At 43.5% G+C, this 15,966-nt stretch carries 11 protein-coding genes; 7 read left to right on the forward strand and 4 right to left on the reverse strand.

The window, feature by feature from the left end; translation table 11 throughout:
* The first annotated feature begins 42 nt into the window (after positions 1-42).
* Positions 43-654 carry a hypothetical protein gene (locus AB0756_RS11670; RefSeq protein WP_038082030.1) on the forward strand — a complete coding sequence of 204 codons (612 nt, stop codon included), beginning with the start codon at positions 43-45 and terminating at the stop codon, positions 652-654.
* Between the two features lie 67 nt (positions 655-721).
* On the opposite strand, the gene AB0756_RS11675 is transcribed toward AB0756_RS11670, so the two are convergent.
* Entirely contained in the window at positions 722-2,608 is a 1,887-nt protein-coding gene (locus AB0756_RS11675) for a DUF1565 domain-containing protein (protein WP_408103994.1), read from the reverse strand.
* Positions 2,609-2,860: 252 nt separating this feature from the next.
* Here AB0756_RS11675 and AB0756_RS11680 point away from each other — a divergent pair, with 252 nt between their 5' ends.
* Together AB0756_RS11680 and thiS are read left to right on the forward strand one after the other, a co-directional pair.
* Complete coding sequence (locus tag AB0756_RS11680; RefSeq protein WP_038079229.1) at positions 2,861-3,982, forward strand: thiamine phosphate synthase; 1,122 nt, start codon at positions 2,861-2,863, stop codon at positions 3,980-3,982.
* Entirely contained in the window at positions 3,975-4,187 is a 213-nt protein-coding gene (gene thiS / locus AB0756_RS11685) for a sulfur carrier protein ThiS (RefSeq protein WP_038079253.1), read from the forward strand. The genes AB0756_RS11680 and thiS overlap by 8 nt, the downstream gene beginning before the upstream one ends.
* On the opposite strand, the gene AB0756_RS11690 is transcribed toward thiS, so the two are convergent.
* On the reverse strand, positions 4,184-5,422 hold the full coding sequence (locus AB0756_RS11690; RefSeq protein WP_038079232.1) for a glycosyltransferase family 4 protein: 1,239 nt from the start codon (positions 5,420-5,422) through the stop codon (positions 4,184-4,186). The genes thiS and AB0756_RS11690 overlap by 4 nt on opposite strands.
* Positions 5,423-6,343: 921 nt before the next feature.
* On the opposite strand from AB0756_RS11690, the gene AB0756_RS11695 reads away from it, so the two are divergent.
* The gene (locus AB0756_RS11695) at positions 6,344-7,327 is read left to right on the forward strand and encodes a DUF1517 domain-containing protein (RefSeq protein ID WP_038079234.1); all 984 of its coding nucleotides are present in this window, start codon (positions 6,344-6,346) and stop codon (positions 7,325-7,327) included.
* Positions 7,328-7,459: 132 nt separating this feature from the next.
* On the opposite strand, the gene AB0756_RS11700 is transcribed toward AB0756_RS11695, so the two are convergent.
* Complete coding sequence (locus AB0756_RS11700) at positions 7,460-9,232, reverse strand: bifunctional serine/threonine-protein kinase/formylglycine-generating enzyme family protein (protein ID WP_038079236.1); 1,773 nt, start codon at positions 9,230-9,232, stop codon at positions 7,460-7,462.
* 178 nt (positions 9,233-9,410) lie between these two features.
* Between AB0756_RS11700 and purT the strand changes: the two genes are divergently transcribed.
* On the forward strand, positions 9,411-10,583 hold the full coding sequence (gene purT / locus AB0756_RS11705) for a formate-dependent phosphoribosylglycinamide formyltransferase (protein WP_038079238.1): 1,173 nt from the start codon (positions 9,411-9,413) through the stop codon (positions 10,581-10,583).
* A gap of 14 nt (positions 10,584-10,597) precedes the next feature.
* Here purT and AB0756_RS11710 read toward each other — a convergent pair whose 3' ends face one another.
* Positions 10,598-11,860: a glycoside hydrolase family 10 protein gene (locus AB0756_RS11710; RefSeq protein ID WP_237265804.1), complete on the reverse strand. Its 1,263-nt coding sequence runs from the start codon at positions 11,858-11,860 to the stop codon at positions 10,598-10,600.
* Between the two features lie 431 nt (positions 11,861-12,291).
* Between AB0756_RS11710 and AB0756_RS11715 the strand changes: the two genes are divergently transcribed.
* Together AB0756_RS11715 and AB0756_RS11720 are read left to right on the forward strand one after the other, a co-directional pair.
* Positions 12,292-13,266 (forward strand): aldo/keto reductase, encoded by a 975-nt coding sequence (locus AB0756_RS11715; protein WP_038079240.1) that lies wholly within the window; start codon positions 12,292-12,294, stop codon positions 13,264-13,266.
* A 123-nt stretch (positions 13,267-13,389) separates the two neighbouring features.
* Positions 13,390-15,831 (forward strand): MASE1 domain-containing protein, encoded by a 2,442-nt coding sequence (locus AB0756_RS11720; protein ID WP_137986071.1) that lies wholly within the window; start codon positions 13,390-13,392, stop codon positions 15,829-15,831.
* Positions 15,832-15,966 lie beyond the last annotated feature (135 nt).

Raw genomic sequence — 15,966 nt, forward strand, 5'->3', positions numbered from 1 at the left:
ATTTGCTGAGGGTTCATCAAGTCCTCAATTGCTATACCACCTATGAGTCCAGATGAGATTCAAGTAGCCTTGCAAGTAGCGTTTTATCGTTGCGATGCAGCTAGCTGCCCTCTCACAGATACACAAAAAGAAATACTACTACAAATAGTAGAGAAAGTTAAAGAAAGCTCTCAACTAGACATATCGGATGTTTTAAATCCGTTAGATGAACTTACACAAGAGGAATTACGAGCGCTGTTAGAATTTGTCAAGTCTCAAGAAGCACAAAACCTTTCCTGGAAAGCACAGCTACTTAACGATTGGCTGCTTGAAAAGGACTCAGGTGCAGTGCAGTTTATTCGCGATCGCTATGGCTTACAATGGCTAAATCGCGTCGAAGACAGTCATTTCCAAAAGTATGCTTGTGAGCACGCGCCAATGCTTAAAGTTGGTGCTCGGATTGAAGTGTGTAATGCTTTGTGGGAATGGGTACAAGATGATGGTCCGTGCAGTCGCCAATGGTACAATTGTATTGTAATTGGAATTGATAAAACGAATGACAGTAGCGGTTCGTCAACAAATTGCATTATTCGCTTCAACACCGGAGAAGAATACGAAATTCAAGGAATGTATGAATGGAATCGTTATTATTGGCGACTGGGAAATGAGGAATAGGGAATGGGGGACAATGGGGACAAGGGGGAAATACTAATAACTCATTCCCAATCCCCAATCCCAATCCCTAATTGACTGGTTCAACAGAGGCTCTCAAACCATTGTTGTTAAATATTTTCACCATACTATCGGCGTTGTAACGAGTGCTAAAAATTCCTGCTTGCATAACATCACGACCCCGCCAGAGAGTCCGAAAAGCACCCGGTGCGAGAAATTTTACTAGTTCTTGGTCTTTCCCATTCTGTATCTCAACAATAACTCGATAACGTAAATTAATTCGCTCTTCTTGGGCTGCTGATGCCGCAGCTGTGTTGTAAACTCCTATTGAAGAATTTTGAGGTGGTGCTTTTCGCCTACCGCGACTGTTACCCACGGGAATATTGGCATCGGGAACTGGTAGAAGGGCTGACTCACCTAAAGGGGCTGCTTCTATACCGGGCATTGATGCTGCTTGAGACCTTGCTCTTTGCACTGGTGCGGGTGCAAGTACGGTATTTGACACTTGAGAATCTGCTTGTGGGGCAGCAAACTCGATAGTATCAGGAGAAATACGTGTATAATTTGACTGTAAAGCTTCTGAAGAATTATTGACAGGTAGTTGAGGAGGTCTGCTGGGGAAAGGTGCAGGTTGACGTAAGATCGTTCTAGTGGGTAAAGGCTGCCCTCGATATCCTGTCTGTACATTAGGTGCGGTTATTCCCGTGCTTCTGGGTAAAGGTTGCCTGTTTGCAGGGGTTGCCGAAAGTAGAAAATTATCCGGCGATGATGGTAATACGCGATTGTTAACTGGTGTGGAAGTACTGCGGGGGGATCTGTTGGAAGATAGAGGGGGAGGTGGTGACGCCCAGACAGAGGTCATCACTCTGGTTTCTGTATAATTTACTTCTCCTCCACGACCCGGAGTGGTTGCATCTGCGATCGCAACATTACCTGTAAAATCAACTTTACCTGCAATGCGATTTTGATTGATTTTGTTGCCGAAAGCCGGAAAAATTTCTTTGGCTGCACTGGCATTGATATCGTGGCGGGTGTTGTTGCGAAACTCGTTACCTCCCGGTTCGGACGTGCTTCCTAAATTGGGAACCGCTAAGGCAAGAGCAACCAACCCATCTTCTTTGCTACCCTGGATGAGATTATTCCGCAAGATGGGACGAGCTTTTGCTTGTACGATGACGCCAACTCTATTGTATTGAATCTGGTTACCTACTATAACTGGCTGAGAGTTTTGAGCAACGTTAATGCCAAAACCTGTTTGTTGAAATACGTTTTCTCGGACTTCCGGACGAGAGGAACCGGAAATTGTGATTCCGTTTGCTCCATTTTCATAAAAGAAATTATTACGAATAACGGGCGTACTGTTGCCCGTGACAATAATCCCATCTTGGGTACTGCCAGTAAAAGTATTTTCTGCAATTAACGGATTACTATATTCAATCCACAAACCGTAACCGCGTGGATTGGGATTGCTAAGAGTGACTCCACTCAAGCCTGCTTGGTTTGCACCCACAATAGTGACGTTTTGACCTCCAAAGGTACGGCTGAGGTAACTGCCTCCTCCAGTAATTAAAATACCACGACCTTTACTGCGATTGTCCCCTTGAATTGAGACATTTGGTTTGAGAACTAACGGAAATTTTTCTCCTGTCTGGGCACTATAGGTTCCTTTTGAGAGCATAATAACTGTATTGGAACCAGCAACTTGTAGTGCTTGAGTAATTGTTTTAAAAGGAGCATTTTCACCTCCGTTTCCTGCTTTGTCATCTCCGATACTTGGGTTGACAAAGAGTACATTTACCTGAGACATTGTTCTGACATCGGGTTGCCCTGCATTTCTAATTTCGGTGGGGGGTAGCTGAGCAAGAGCGGCATTCCAACTTGCTTCTAGCAATCCTGAAAATGCCACTCCCATGCTAACGGTACACAATAAAATTGAAGAACGAATCACTGACATCATTGACATATGAATGAAAGAACGTGACTTGCTGCTTTTAGCGATCGACGTTGCTGGTAAGGCATATGTCCAACAAGGCTCAGTTATAACGTGGGGGCAATTCACTTTTACAAACTCCTTTAACTAACTAGCACTTTCTATACTTCTTTAGACGTAGATATGACCACAATAGTACTCGTATGTTGACCAAATGGGGATTGTTGATACAAAGTAATTTAAGAAAGAACCTATTGAAATACAAAGAATATTACGAATATGAAAGAGGCTGGCTGTTACGATGAAAACACAAATGGGGTTGTTGTAATGGTCGAAGCCCACAGCCAAAAGGAACATATTCAGCAGGTTGTTTACCGGATACTAGATGCCAATCTGGATCGAGCTCGCGAGGGTTTGCGTATCATTGAGGAATGGTGTCGGTTTGGCTTGAATAGCGCCCAACTGGTTGGGGAATGTAAGAAAGAGCGACAAGAATTGGCAAGCTGGCATACGGCTGAATTGCGGGCGGCGCGAAATACCCCTGATGACCCCGGAACGGATCTGACTCACCCTCAAGAAGAACAACGCACGGACGTTAAGTCGCTCCTGCAAGCTAATTTTTGCCGGGTGCAAGAAGCTTTGAGGGTTTTAGAAGAGTACGGGAAGCTTTATAACCCCAATATGGGGAAAGCTTTTAAGCAGATGCGCTACCGTATTTATACCCTAGAAAGTCGTCTGATGGGCTATCACAGACAGCAACTTTTACTGCGATCGCATTTGTATCTAGTCACCTCCCCGAGCGACCGATTGCTCGACACTGTGGAAGCCGCTCTTAAAGGAGGCTTAACTTTGGTGCAGTACCGCGACAAACTAGCTGATGATACTAAGCGTCTGGAGCAAGCCAAGAAATTGCGGCAGTTATGCAGTACCTACGGTGCTATTTTTATTATTAATGACCGCGTGGATCTGGCTTTGGCAGTCGATGCAGATGGAGTGCATCTCGGACAACAAGACTTACCTGTTGCTGTTGCCCGTCAATTACTCGGTCCTCACCGCTTGATAGGTCGTTCCACCACAAATTTGCAAGAAATGCAAGCGGCTATTGCGGATGGCGCAGATTACATTGGTGTCGGACCGGTTTATGAAACTCCTACAAAGGAGGGCAAGGCAGCTGCTGGGTTAGAATACGTCAGCTATGCTGCTAAAAATTGCCATATCCCCTGGTTTGCTATCGGTGGGATCGACACAAGCAACATCAATGATGTTATTGATGCAGGAGCAAATCGCGTAGCTGTGGTACGCAGTCTCATACAGGCGGAACAACCCACCTTGGTGACACAATTTTTTATCTCTCAGCTGACAAATCGTGTGAGACCGGAACATGGTAAGCCCTATATCTAACCCAATTACACTTCAGGTGAATGGCGAAACCCGCAATTGCCTCCCTGAAACTTCTTTACCAGACTTACTCCAACAATTGGGTTTTAATCCCCGTTTGGTTGCAGTAGAATACAACGGTGAAATTTTACACCGTCAGTTTTGGTCCGAGACGAGAATTCAACAAGGCGATCGCATTGAGGTTGTGACCATAGTTGGTGGTGGCTAAGTTAACCAAGTCGAGTAGTGGGACTCAGGTACATAGAGCGATCGATGGAGAGTTTTTCGCTCGGCCAATTGTTTCCCTCTGCGTCCCAATGCTTCGCGCAAGTTCCGCTCCTGACAAAGACGCTTAAACGCTTGGAAAACTTCGCACCCGGAGTTGGGATCGACGAGAATACCATTGTCCTCATGGTAAATGATATCTGATAGGCTCCCTAAATTCGAGGCGATCGCGGGCTTACCAAAGTAACCTGCTTCCAAGCAAGCCATGCTACCACCACCAAAACAAGATAATCTTTGATTATCGCACAAACTTAGCATTGCAAATATATCACAAGCTGCGTAATAACTTGTTAATTCGCGGTCAGAGACATATCCTGCAAAATGAACCCGCCCCTGTACCCGCAAGCGATGTGCTAACGCTCTCAGTTCAGACTCATAAGAACCCCGCCCGCACAGGATGTAGTACACGTCTATCCCACAAGTTAGCAGGAGTGTCAAGTTTTCAATAACGCGGTCAAAGCCTTTACGCTTTGTCAACTGTCCTACTGAAAGAATGACCACTGCTGTCTCTGGAATTTTATATCCAGAGCGGAGGTGGGCGCGTAAATTCCTAATGCTATCTGGAGTGGTCACACCAAATTTTTCTCCTCTGACAGCAGGCTTAATGGCATGAGTAGGAGTATTAAAATTAAAATGAGTCGCCAAAAAATCTTGCGTACAAGAACTGCTACACACAATCCCTTGCACTCGGTTCAATGTCAGTTCAAACAAAGGGCGCAATATGGGGTGACGTGATAGATGGAGAATATCTTGACCGTGTAGGTAGATGAAACAGCGAACGGGGAGGAGGTAGCTTAAGAGCAAAAGAGAAAGAAAATGGTAGCCATGACCCCATTCAATATAGCGGTAGTGATAGCGAAAGTAGAGTTTAATAGCTAGTACAAACGACCAGACCGAGTTAAGGAGAGTTTGCACTAGATTCCCGAAAACATTACCACACCACAGGCGGGAAATAGGCCAGCGATATGTAGGAAACGGTTGAGCTTTATCAAACAATCGATCCCCCGCGCACCGAGCGGCTAAAACAACCACTCGTTCTGGATCTTGCAGACAACGATTGTAAACGTACTCCTCAATTCCTCCTTCTTGCGGTTGAAAGGAACGAGATATCACCAGGATGTCCGGGTAAGATGCAGCTTTAGCTCTAGTGGGAGCACTTATTCGTGAAATATTTTCCATCAGACATCTGAATAATTCAACATCAGGAAAGCTGAAACACGAAATATTATCAATAGAATTGAAAATGTATTTTTAGCTTGTTGGGTAACGTTTAGCTCAAACCAATCACTAGTCTAGTGGGTTCCTGAGAAAATTCTATTCCATCTAAAGGATTAGTTCGAGAGTTCATAGGTTACCCCTTGACCTTAAGTTGATATCGAAGTTCGATCTGCTGAATAATTGCTTTTTGGACTTGAACCAAAAGAGTTAGCCGTGATTGTAAAATACACAGCAACCGACTCCTGTTGAAACTACGCTGGTTTACTATTGTTCTTAGAATATCTGAATACCACTTATATCTTATGCCAAAATGCCAAAAAGCTACCTTTCTTAATTATCTTTTTTTACAAAAAAATATTTTATTTTTCTTGCTGAAAGTCCTAACTTCTTAAAGAAGCCTAGAACCAAGTGCTATAGAGATTTAACTATAGTTATAAAAATTTATTTTTTAGGATGAGCAATTTCAACAGTCACCTTATTTTGGTATAGATTGCTCGTTGTGCTTAAAATTATTTAAAATTTAGAATATTAAAAAATAAGTAAAAAAAATTACTTGTGGAGAACAAGTATCTGTAGGATATACAACCAAAGGCAGAGCAAGTGAAGACAGGAGTCCGTGTGGGAGTTACAAACACCTCTTTCTTGTCTCCCGTGTTCGGCTCTCGAATAGGATGCTACAGTCCCCAATCACTATGTTGTTCGGTTATCAACTCCAGAAATCCCCCCAAAGTTCGCTGTTGAGCACAGAGCGAAGACAGTACATTGGAAATGTGCCTTTCAAACCAACAACCCCTTAGGGCTACAGGCTGACGTCACCCACAGACCTTCATAATTAGGATTGGGAGAAAAAATAACCAATACTGTTTTTCAAGTGACTGGATTATGCATAAAAAACTACAACAAGCTATCAAACCCGTTTTAAAAACCCTGTTCCTCCTAAGCCTTGTGTTCGCATTAGCATTCGGTCAAGCTAATGGAGCGTTAGCCGCTAGTGGAGGTAGGATCGGAGGTGGTTCTTTCAGAGTCCCTTCGAGCCGTCCTTACTCATCTCCCCGGACTTATGCACCCCCCGGTGGAGGATATTACGCTCCCTATCCCTATGGTGGTGGTGGCGGTTTTGGCTTTCCTTTCCTGATACCCTTTTTTGGATTTGGGGGTGGGTTAGGGACTCTGTTCAGCGTGTTCATATTTATAGCGATCGCAAACTTTTTTGTCCAAACCTTCCGCCGTGTGGGTGGTGGTAGTGGTGAAACAGAAGTTGGAAGCAACCCAAATGTTTCCGTCACCCGCCTGCAAGTTGGTTTGTTAGCTAGCGCTCGCGGTTTGCAAAACGAACTCAACTACATTGCTGAAACTGCTGACACCAACTCTCCTGAAGGTAGAGCAGAAATTTTACAAGAAGCAAGCCTCGCCCTGTTACGCCATCCAGAATACTGGGTTTATGCTGGTTCGGGAACGCAACAAGCACGTTTAAATGCTGCTGAGTCACAGTTTAATCGTTTATCAATAGCAGAACGCAGCAAATTTAGTGAAGAAACTCTCACTAACGTTAATAACCAGCTGAAAGCAGCAACACCTAAAGATGCTTTACCTGCTGCAGGGGGTGAACTCGACAATCCTACCAAATTGATTGCAGAAGGTCCTGGGGAATACATTATCGTTACCTTACTCGCTGCAACACTGGGTAAATTTCAACTTCCAGAAGTTAACAGCCCTGATGATTTGCGTCAAGCTTTACGCGTTATGGGAAGTATTCCTGGGGAGCAACTCCTAGCTATGGAAGTGCTGTGGACTCCACAAGCTTCTGGGGATACCCTCACTTCTGATGACATCTTAGCTGAGTATCCAGATTTGAAACTGGTTTAGAGATTTTCTATAGTCTCAATTTCGACTTCCTTTCAGGTGAGCAAATTGCTCGCCTTTTTTGTTTTTCATTTCTCGTCCTCTCGTTCTCAGCCTCTAGCTTGGGATGAAGAAGAATAAAATGACCTGCTCAAATCAAGTTAAAGAAGATAACACCACCCGAAAGCCATAATTGCTATATCCTCCCGATCCATTTTTACTCCGATTTGCGCTGCGACATTTTGCAGGGTGGTCATACCATGAACCGCCTCGAAGCACCCAGCGATCGCTATCGCCTCCCGATTCCCACACGCTCCCATCATTTGGCGCAGCAAGATAATTATCGTGCCAGGGATCGGCACACCATTCCCAAACTAAGCCATGCATATCGTACAATCCAAATGCATTGGCATGAAAACTACCTACTGGTGTTGTTTGCTCGCGGTATTTACCTGTGATTGACTTTTTAAAGGTATGAATTCCTGCATAAGCAAAATCTCCATTATAGTTGGCTAGATCCGTCGTTATTGCTTCGCCAAAATGAAACGGTGTTGAAGTTCCAGCACGACAAGCATATTCCCATTCCGCTTCGCTTGGTAAACGGTAATTTCGTTTGGTTGTTTGCGATAGTCTCGCACAAAATTCCTGTGCGTCATACCATAAGACATTTTCCACGGGTCTATTTGCACCTCGAAAACCTGATGGCTCTGGATTTAATGGTTTATTGACAGAAGATAACGCTGCAACAGCTTCCCATTGTGCTTGAGTGATGGGAAATTTACTCATGAAAAAAGGTGCTACCGTAACAAGATGTTGGGGATATTCATCATGAAACCCTTCATTTTCTGGCGATCCCATCATAAAATTCCCACCGGGAATTTCCACCATTTCTAAAGTGACTTCGTTACCCAAGCCTTGAACAAAAAAGTTTGCATTGCGGCGATCGCGACTGACTTCTTGACCTCTTGCATCGACAGTCACTACATAAAAACTAAACGATTTTAATTCAAGTTTTTGTTTGCCATTCAAATGCTGTAAAGCTTCTTTAGCACATTGATACCTGTCTTTAGCAAAATGTTGCAGCAACTTATCCAAAATTTGCTCTAACTCAGTGCTAACGCTAACACCTTTTTCCTGCAAACGTTCCCGCCACAACCATTGAGCATTGTAAGCATCGTAGAGATTATCCGAGAAATTTCCCGATACATCTGCTGAAGGCAAACATTGAGTTAACAAACGGACGCAAGTTACACCCAAAGCGTATAAATCGCTAGCTTCACAGACATATCCTTGTATCTGTTCTACAGGCGCATAACCGGGAGTATAAATAACCGTACCCGGTTTTAAAGTCGTTTGGCTCACTTGCTTAGCACCGCCAAAATCAATCAATACGAGTTTGCCATCACTTTTGCGGCGAATGATATTTTCCAGTTTAATATCCCTGTGGATAACATTACGTTCGTGGATAAATTGCAGAACTGGTAATAAATCCAATAAAAGATCTCGAATGTGACTTTCTTCAAAGGAATGCTGTCTGACTTCTTGTAAGAGAGTTTGTCCTTCAATAAATTCCTGAACGAGATACAAACTCGTACTTTGTTCAAAGTAAGCAAGCAATCGCGGAATTTGAGGGTGATCTTCTCCGAGTTCGTAAAGCCGCTTGGCTTCATCCTTGAACAATTCTGCTGATTTAATACGTGCTGTTCCTTGCACTGGTGGGAAAAATTGCTTTATAACACAGGGTGCATCGAGTCTGTCAACATCTACAGCTGCATATGTTCTGCCAAAACCCCCTTCCCCCAACAATCTTTTCACACAGTACCGATGTCTCAGGAGATTGCTAAAATGATTCTGTCCGCAGCTAGTACAAAATTTGTTGCCATCAGAGTTAAACGGGTTCGAGCATTCAGGATTTTGGCAGATTAGCATAGCGAGCCTGTATTGGCATCAGATGTGAAATTAGCCCCAGTACTATAGAGTCTAACTCACAGAGTCAGCGAATATGTGTACATTTTCTTGCGCTCGGGGCGATCGCAAACACTCGCACCGCAAGATCGGGTCAGATGGTAAATTGTTCAACAGACACAAGCGATATAGCTAGGAAAAAATCATGAGTTCCATCAAGCTGCCAAAAAAACTAATGTTGCTGGGTTCGGGAGAGCTTGGGAAAGAATTTGTCATTGCAGCAAAACGACTTGGCAATTATGTTGTTGCTGTGGATCGCTATCCTGATGCTCCAGCAATGCAAGTTGCCGACGCCAATGAAGTTATTTCGATGCTAAACCCTGACGATCTAGAAGCTGTTGTCGTTAAACACCAGCCTGACTTCATTATACCAGAAATTGAAGCCATTAGAACAGAAAAACTACTCGAATTTGAGCAACGAGGAATTGCGATCGTCCCAACTGCGGCTGCAACTAACTATACGATGAATCGCGATAGAATTAGAGAGCTAGCCCATCAAGAATTAGGGATTCGGACTGCTAGATACGGTTATGCAACAACCTTAGACGAGTCGATCGCTGTTTCTGAGAAAATTGGATTTCCCAATGTTGTCAAACCGGTGATGTCATCTTCAGGGAAAGGACAGTCTACCGTGCGAGACCAAAGCGAAGTAGAGAAAGCTTGGAATTATGCGATCGCAGGTTCTAGAGGAGACAGCCAAAAAGTCATCGTTGAAGAATTCATTCACTTTGAACTTGAGATTACATTGCTAACAATAAAGCAATGGAACGCACCAACAATTTTTTGTTCTCCTATAGGTCACCGCCAAGAAAGAGGAGACTATCAAGAATCTTGGCAACCAGCAGAAATGACAGACACAAAGATATTAGAAGCGCAGGAAATAGCAAAAAAAGTCACCGATGCGTTAGGTGGAGCGGGAATTTTTGGCGTTGAGTTTTTTATTACAAAAGAAGAGGTCATATTTTCCGAACTTTCCCCCAGACCCCACGATACTGGTATGGTGACATTAATCTCGCAAAACCTCAACGAATTTGAACTGCACTTGAGAGCCATTTTAGGTTTGCCCATACCCAAGATAGAACAGTTTGGAGCTTCTGCTAGTGCTGTTATTTTGGCTAGCGAACGTTCGGACAGTATAAACTACATCGGTGTAGCAGAAGCGCTAGCAGAAAAAGACGTAGATATTAGACTATTTGGTAAACCAAATGCCCATCCTTATAGAAGGATGGGAGTTGCTTTAGCCAAAGGAGAAAACGTGCAACAAGCCAGAGAAAAAGCAACAAAAGCCGCAAGTCAAGTGAAAATTCAGCCCTAACTGACACTCAACGATCACTGCTCGCGGATTTCTAATTCCAAGTCTCTGTTAGTCTCAGTTGTACTAACAGAACGGACTTCAGCCCTAGCACGGGCGGCGGGATAAGGAAACAAGCTTTGAAACCCAGCCAGTCTTTGTGCAGTGGGTTCGGGCGCATAATTCCACAGACTTTCCAAGTAGAAGAAGGCGACACCCAAACCGCGTTCTTGAACAGCTCGCACTTGAGCTTTAATTTGTTGCATGGGAACTGGATTATTCCGCAACCCCGCCATAATACCGACCCCGGTAGGAATCTTTTGTTGCACTTCTTGCATTTCCGGGCGGGAAATCTTTTGAATAAAACTGTCCAGATTGGGTCGATAAACTTGCACGATCAGTTCGTCTACGATATTCATCCGCACCCAAGTGAGCCAGTCTTGCAGGTGAAACTTATAGGCAAAATCGTAGTAATTGGGGGAAACAGAAAAAATTGCGTTTGGTTTTCTTTCTTTGACAGCTTGATTGAGCTGTACCATAAATGCTGTGATTTTATCCGCTCTCCAGCGCAACCACGATGGTTCTTGAGGATTGCTCGGAGGAGTGTTTTTAGTCTCTTGATTGTACAGTGAAACTGTGTACTTATCGTACCCAAATTCCGAGGGCAAACTCATGTGATCGTCAAACTGAATGCCATCGACATCATATTGAGTCACTATTTCCAGTACAAGATCGCGGATAAATTGCTGTACTTCTGGATGAAATGGATTGAGCCATGCGACTTCGCCAGCTGCACCAACTGAAGCTTTACTGCCATCACGCTTTTGAGTCAGCCAATTTGGATGATTCATGGCTAGTTCTGATGTTTCTGGAGTCATGAATCCAAATTCAAACCAGGGAATCACAAACAAACCTTGACTGTGGGCTTGGGCAATCAGGTCTGCAAGTATATCACGTCCATCATTGCCTTTCAAGACAAAAGGCTGAATTCCCTCACGTTTGGCTACTGCACTGGGATACATGACATAGCCCGAATTCCATACAACAGGATAAATCGTGTTAAAGTTCAACTTCCGCAGTTGGGTAACTGCACCCTGTACTTTAGAACGATCTCTCATGACATTGAAATCGTTATTGGTCATCCAGACACCACGAATTTCGTGACGTGGAAGTTGTGCCAGTGTCGGAGTTAAGCTATCTACTAGCAGTACCGTAGTAAACGAGAGTACAACAAGGATGGGGAACAGAGATTTGAGTATTCGCCGCCAACCTTGAGTCATGAAACGTGATGTCAATTTCATAGCTTTAAAGAATGCTGTAACTAACCACACGCTCCACCGCGTGTTTTTCTGATTCAACCCACCAATCTTATAGTTTACAAGCATTTCTGCTTATTAAAGAATAAAGCGATGGTGTTTGTTTGTTTAAGCTGACGCATTGATGTTTCTGCATGGGATCTTGAAAAAGATGGAGCATACTTGAGGTGGTAGACGCAGATATTAAGCTAGTTGTGCCAGTGTTGATTCTTATCTAGAGAATAGATATCTCCAGATAATGAATGGTTCGTCATCTACAATCTTTGTAGAGACCAAGCATAGCCAGTCTTTACATTGTTTTTTGGAGATGTCTGATAAGTAGTTAGTCAATATGTCATATTATGGATGCTGATATTGTTAACTGGATGGTCTAACGATGAACTTTTGAATAAGCTTGTGTAAAGGATAAGTATAAAATGCATCACCAACTCTCCCTTTCAACTATGGGCTGTGGAACTTGGGCATGGGGTAACCGATTGCTCTGGGGGTACGATGAAAGTATGGATAGCCAGTTGCAAGCTGTTTTTGACTTGTGCGTCAGTCATGGCGTGACCTTATTTGATACGGGGGACTCCTACGGAACAGGAAGATTAAACGGGCGAAGCGAACAACTGTTGGGACGTTTTTCCAAAGAATACGTGGGTTCCAATAAAAACGATATTTGCATTGCCACAAAACTTGCTGCTTATCCGTGGAGGTTGACACGAAAATCCATAGTGTCTGCTTGTCAATCCTCAGCCCAACGCTTGGGAAGAAATGTCGATTTGGTGCAAATGCATTGGTCTACAGCAAATTATGCTCCTTGGCAAGAGGGTAAACTTTTAGATGGTCTTGCCGATCTTTACCAACAAGGGCTTGTGAAAGGAGTGGGTTTATCTAACTATGGTCCCAAACGGCTCCAATGGGTGTATAAAAGATTTGCAGAGCGAGGCGTACCAATCGCAACCTTACAAGTTCAGTATTCACTTTTGTCTACCTATCCCGTAACCCAACTGGGTTTGAAAGAGATCTGTGATGGACTTGGAATTAAATTGATTGCCTATAGCCCTTTGGCATTAGGGTTATTGACAGGAAAATATTCGGAAAAAGGTCCTTTTCCCAAAGGTATTCGTGGTTTATTATTTAGGCAATTACTACCGAGTATTCATCCGTTGTTAGCCTGTTTGCGAGAGATTGCGGAAGTCAGAAACAAGACCATATCGCAAGTGGCAATCAACTGGTGTATGAGTAAAGGAACCATTCCGATTCCTGGAGCAAAATCTGTAGAGCAAGCAAGGGAAAATATTGGTGCTTTGGGCTGGTATTTAGATGCTGGTGAGGTTGCACAGCTGGATCGTATGGCGGAAAGTTCGGGAAAAAAAATGGTGCAAAATATTTTTCAGACGAATTAAAAGTTAGTAAGGCGTGCTTTTAGTACCTTCTGCCTTCGAGTCGATAATTTGGGGTACTTTCAGACCTTTGATAAAACTGTAACAGGTTTTACCGCTCTGCTTTCGTTTTACTTGCACCCACCTATGATGTTGAAAAACCACCTGTTACTTTTATCCCGGTTTCTTGTTCGTCTTGGTTTGAAAATTAATAATACCCGTTGGTTAACTCAAGTTCTCGTTATTGCTGTTGTTTATGTGACAACCGCGTGGTTAGTGCTTTATAAACTACCTATTTCAAAGTATGGTTCACCCGTGTGGCCCAGTGCGGGCTTCGCAGTTGGGTTATTGTTACTTTGGGGGCGATCGCGCTGGCTGGGTATTTTCTTAGGAGCATTTTGTGGTAATCTCCTTAACTCAGCTAATTTACCAATTGCTACTTTCTTGGCTGCTGGTACAACCCTTGGGTCGTTCATTTCAGTCACTCTGATTTTACGCTTCATCGGTACGACTTATCCCTTTACTCAAGTCAGCCATGTAGTGGTTTTTACTCTATGCAGCCTATTTACCGGAACAATCCTGCAATCAGCCATTGGCGTAGTCGGAGTGACTCTGAATGGGTTTACAGCTTGGCACAATTTTCTACAAGTTTTCTACAATTGGTGGATTGGTGATGCCATTGGGATTTTGGTGTATGCTCCCTTAATTATAGCGTGGGGGCGATCGCAACGAGATTCCACAACCAAATCTTGGCTGCATTGGGAGGTGTTAGTTGCTTGTACGAGCTTAATTGCCGTTGCCTATTTCACCTTTGGCAAAAACCAACCTGTAGAATACCTCCTCTTACCACCATTGCTTTGGGCTGCCTTTCGTTTTGGCGCAAAAATTGCCACTTTTGGTGTCATGTTCATTGCCACGATTGCTGCCATTACTACCTCTTACAAATTAGGTTTTTTTTATCAGGTTGCTCTCACAAAGAATACTCTTCTGTTCCTGCAACTGTTTATGGGCACCATCTCTGTGACTACAATGGCCGTCCTAGCAATTGTCTCAGAAAACTACCGTGCAAAAAAGAGTTTGCAGCAAGCCAATGCGGAACTAGAACAACGCGTTTTTGACCGCACTCGGGATTTACAAGAAAGTGAAGCCAAGGCAAAGGAACTTGCTACCACAGCCGAAGCCGCCAACCAAGCCAAAAGTGCTTTTTTAGCTGCCATGAGTCATGAATTGCGTACTCCCTTGAATGTGATTTTGGGATTTGCCCAAGTTATGAGCCATGACAAAACCCTGACTCCCCAGCAGCAAGAACATTTAAAGATTATCAGCCGCAGTGGAGATCACTTACTCAATCTGATTAACGATGTACTGGACTTTTCTAAAATAGAAGCCGATCGCCTCACGTTAGATGAAATCAGTTTTGACTTAATTGATTTGGTAGAATCTGTAGCCGCAATGCTGAAACAGCGGACAGATGCCACAAGCTTATCCTTCAGCTTAGAAATTGCCAAAGACGTACCCCAATACATTATTGCAGATTGCAAAAAACTGCGTCAAGTACTCCTCAACCTGTTAGGTAATGCCATCAAATTTACAACTGAGGGTGGTGTGATGTTAAGGCTGAAACTAGGGACTTCGGCGTCGGGACAAGGCGCAGGCAAACCGTTTTCCCAAATTTTACGCTTTGAGGTAAAAGATACTGGAGTTGGTATAGCAACTGATGAACTCGAGCAAATTTTTGATGCTTTTATGCAAAGCCAATCGGGAAAGATATCGAAAGAAGGCACTGGGTTGGGGCTTGCGATTAGCCGCAAATTTGTGCAGTTAATGGGCGGTGATATTTCTGCAAGCAGCACTCTCGGTAAAGGAAGTACGTTTATCTTTGAAATTCCCGTCCGCATTGTGCCTGTAGCATTAATACCACAAGAGCCATCGCACCGTCAAGTCATAGGGCTGGCCACCAAACCAGAATACCGGATTCTCGTCGTGGATGACCAACCGGAAAATCGCTTACTTTTGATAGAGTTCATGACTCGTTTGGGTTTGGAAGTGCGCGAAGCCAGTAACGGGCAAGAAGCATTTCATCTGTGGCAAGAGTGGAAACCCCATCTCATTTGGATGGACATCCAAATGCCAGTCATGAATGGTTATGAAACCATACAAAAAATCCGTGCGGAAAATGGAGGTGATAAAACTGTCATTATTGCGCTTTCAGCCCATGCTTCACAAAGGGATTGCGCTTTAGCAATTGCTCTCGGTTGCAATGACTATATCACCAAACCTGTTAGGGAAGAATATTTATATGTTAAAATGACAGCCTATTTGGGATTGCAATATATTTATGCACAACAAAAGGAAGAAATTTCACAACAATCGTCTGAGAGCGAACTACAGTGTTTGTTATCTCAAATGCCGTCAAACTGGGTGAAGCAATTGTATCGTTCAGCACAGTTGTGTGATGACGAAGAAATAGCTCAACTCATCGAACAAATTCCAGAGAAATTTGTTACCTTAGCTTTTGCTTTACAGGAATTTGTGAATGATTTTAAATTTGAACCCATTATAAAACTTATAGAAAATACTAAAATTTAGGGTATCTTTATTAAACCGCAATACTTCGGTTCTGAATATTTCATTGGAAAATCAAAATATAGAATCGGTAAAAAAAGTAACTGTAGCATAACTGAATTTAAGGCATACTACGGGTTTTGGACCGGGTTGGCTTTT

The organism is Tolypothrix campylonemoides VB511288_2 (genome assembly GCF_045999855.1).
In the GTDB taxonomy this organism is placed as follows: domain Bacteria; phylum Cyanobacteriota; class Cyanobacteriia; order Cyanobacteriales; family Nostocaceae; genus Scytonema; species Scytonema bouteillei_A.

What these genes read in the sequence shown, in the direction of transcription:
- AB0756_RS11680 (WP_038079229.1), top strand. Translation starts at nt 2,861, where the DNA reads ATGAAAGAGGCTGGCTGTTACGATGAAAACACAAATGGGGTTGTTGTA.
- AB0756_RS11675 (WP_408103994.1), bottom strand. Translation starts at nt 2,608, where the DNA reads ATGATGTCAGTGATTCGTTCTTCAATTTTATTGTGTACCGTTAGCATG.
- AB0756_RS11695 (WP_038079234.1), top strand. Translation starts at nt 6,344, where the DNA reads ATGCATAAAAAACTACAACAAGCTATCAAACCCGTTTTAAAAACCCTG.
- AB0756_RS11710 (WP_237265804.1), bottom strand. Translation starts at nt 11,860, where the DNA reads ATGAAATTGACATCACGTTTCATGACTCAAGGTTGGCGGCGAATACTC.
- AB0756_RS11690 (WP_038079232.1), bottom strand. Translation starts at nt 5,422, where the DNA reads ATGGAAAATATTTCACGAATAAGTGCTCCCACTAGAGCTAAAGCTGCA.
- AB0756_RS11670 (WP_038082030.1), top strand. Translation starts at nt 43, where the DNA reads ATGAGTCCAGATGAGATTCAAGTAGCCTTGCAAGTAGCGTTTTATCGT.
- AB0756_RS11720 (WP_137986071.1), top strand. Translation starts at nt 13,390, where the DNA reads ATGATGTTGAAAAACCACCTGTTACTTTTATCCCGGTTTCTTGTTCGT.
- AB0756_RS11700 (WP_038079236.1), bottom strand. Translation starts at nt 9,232, where the DNA reads ATGCTAATCTGCCAAAATCCTGAATGCTCGAACCCGTTTAACTCTGAT.
- AB0756_RS11715 (WP_038079240.1), top strand. Translation starts at nt 12,292, where the DNA reads ATGCATCACCAACTCTCCCTTTCAACTATGGGCTGTGGAACTTGGGCA.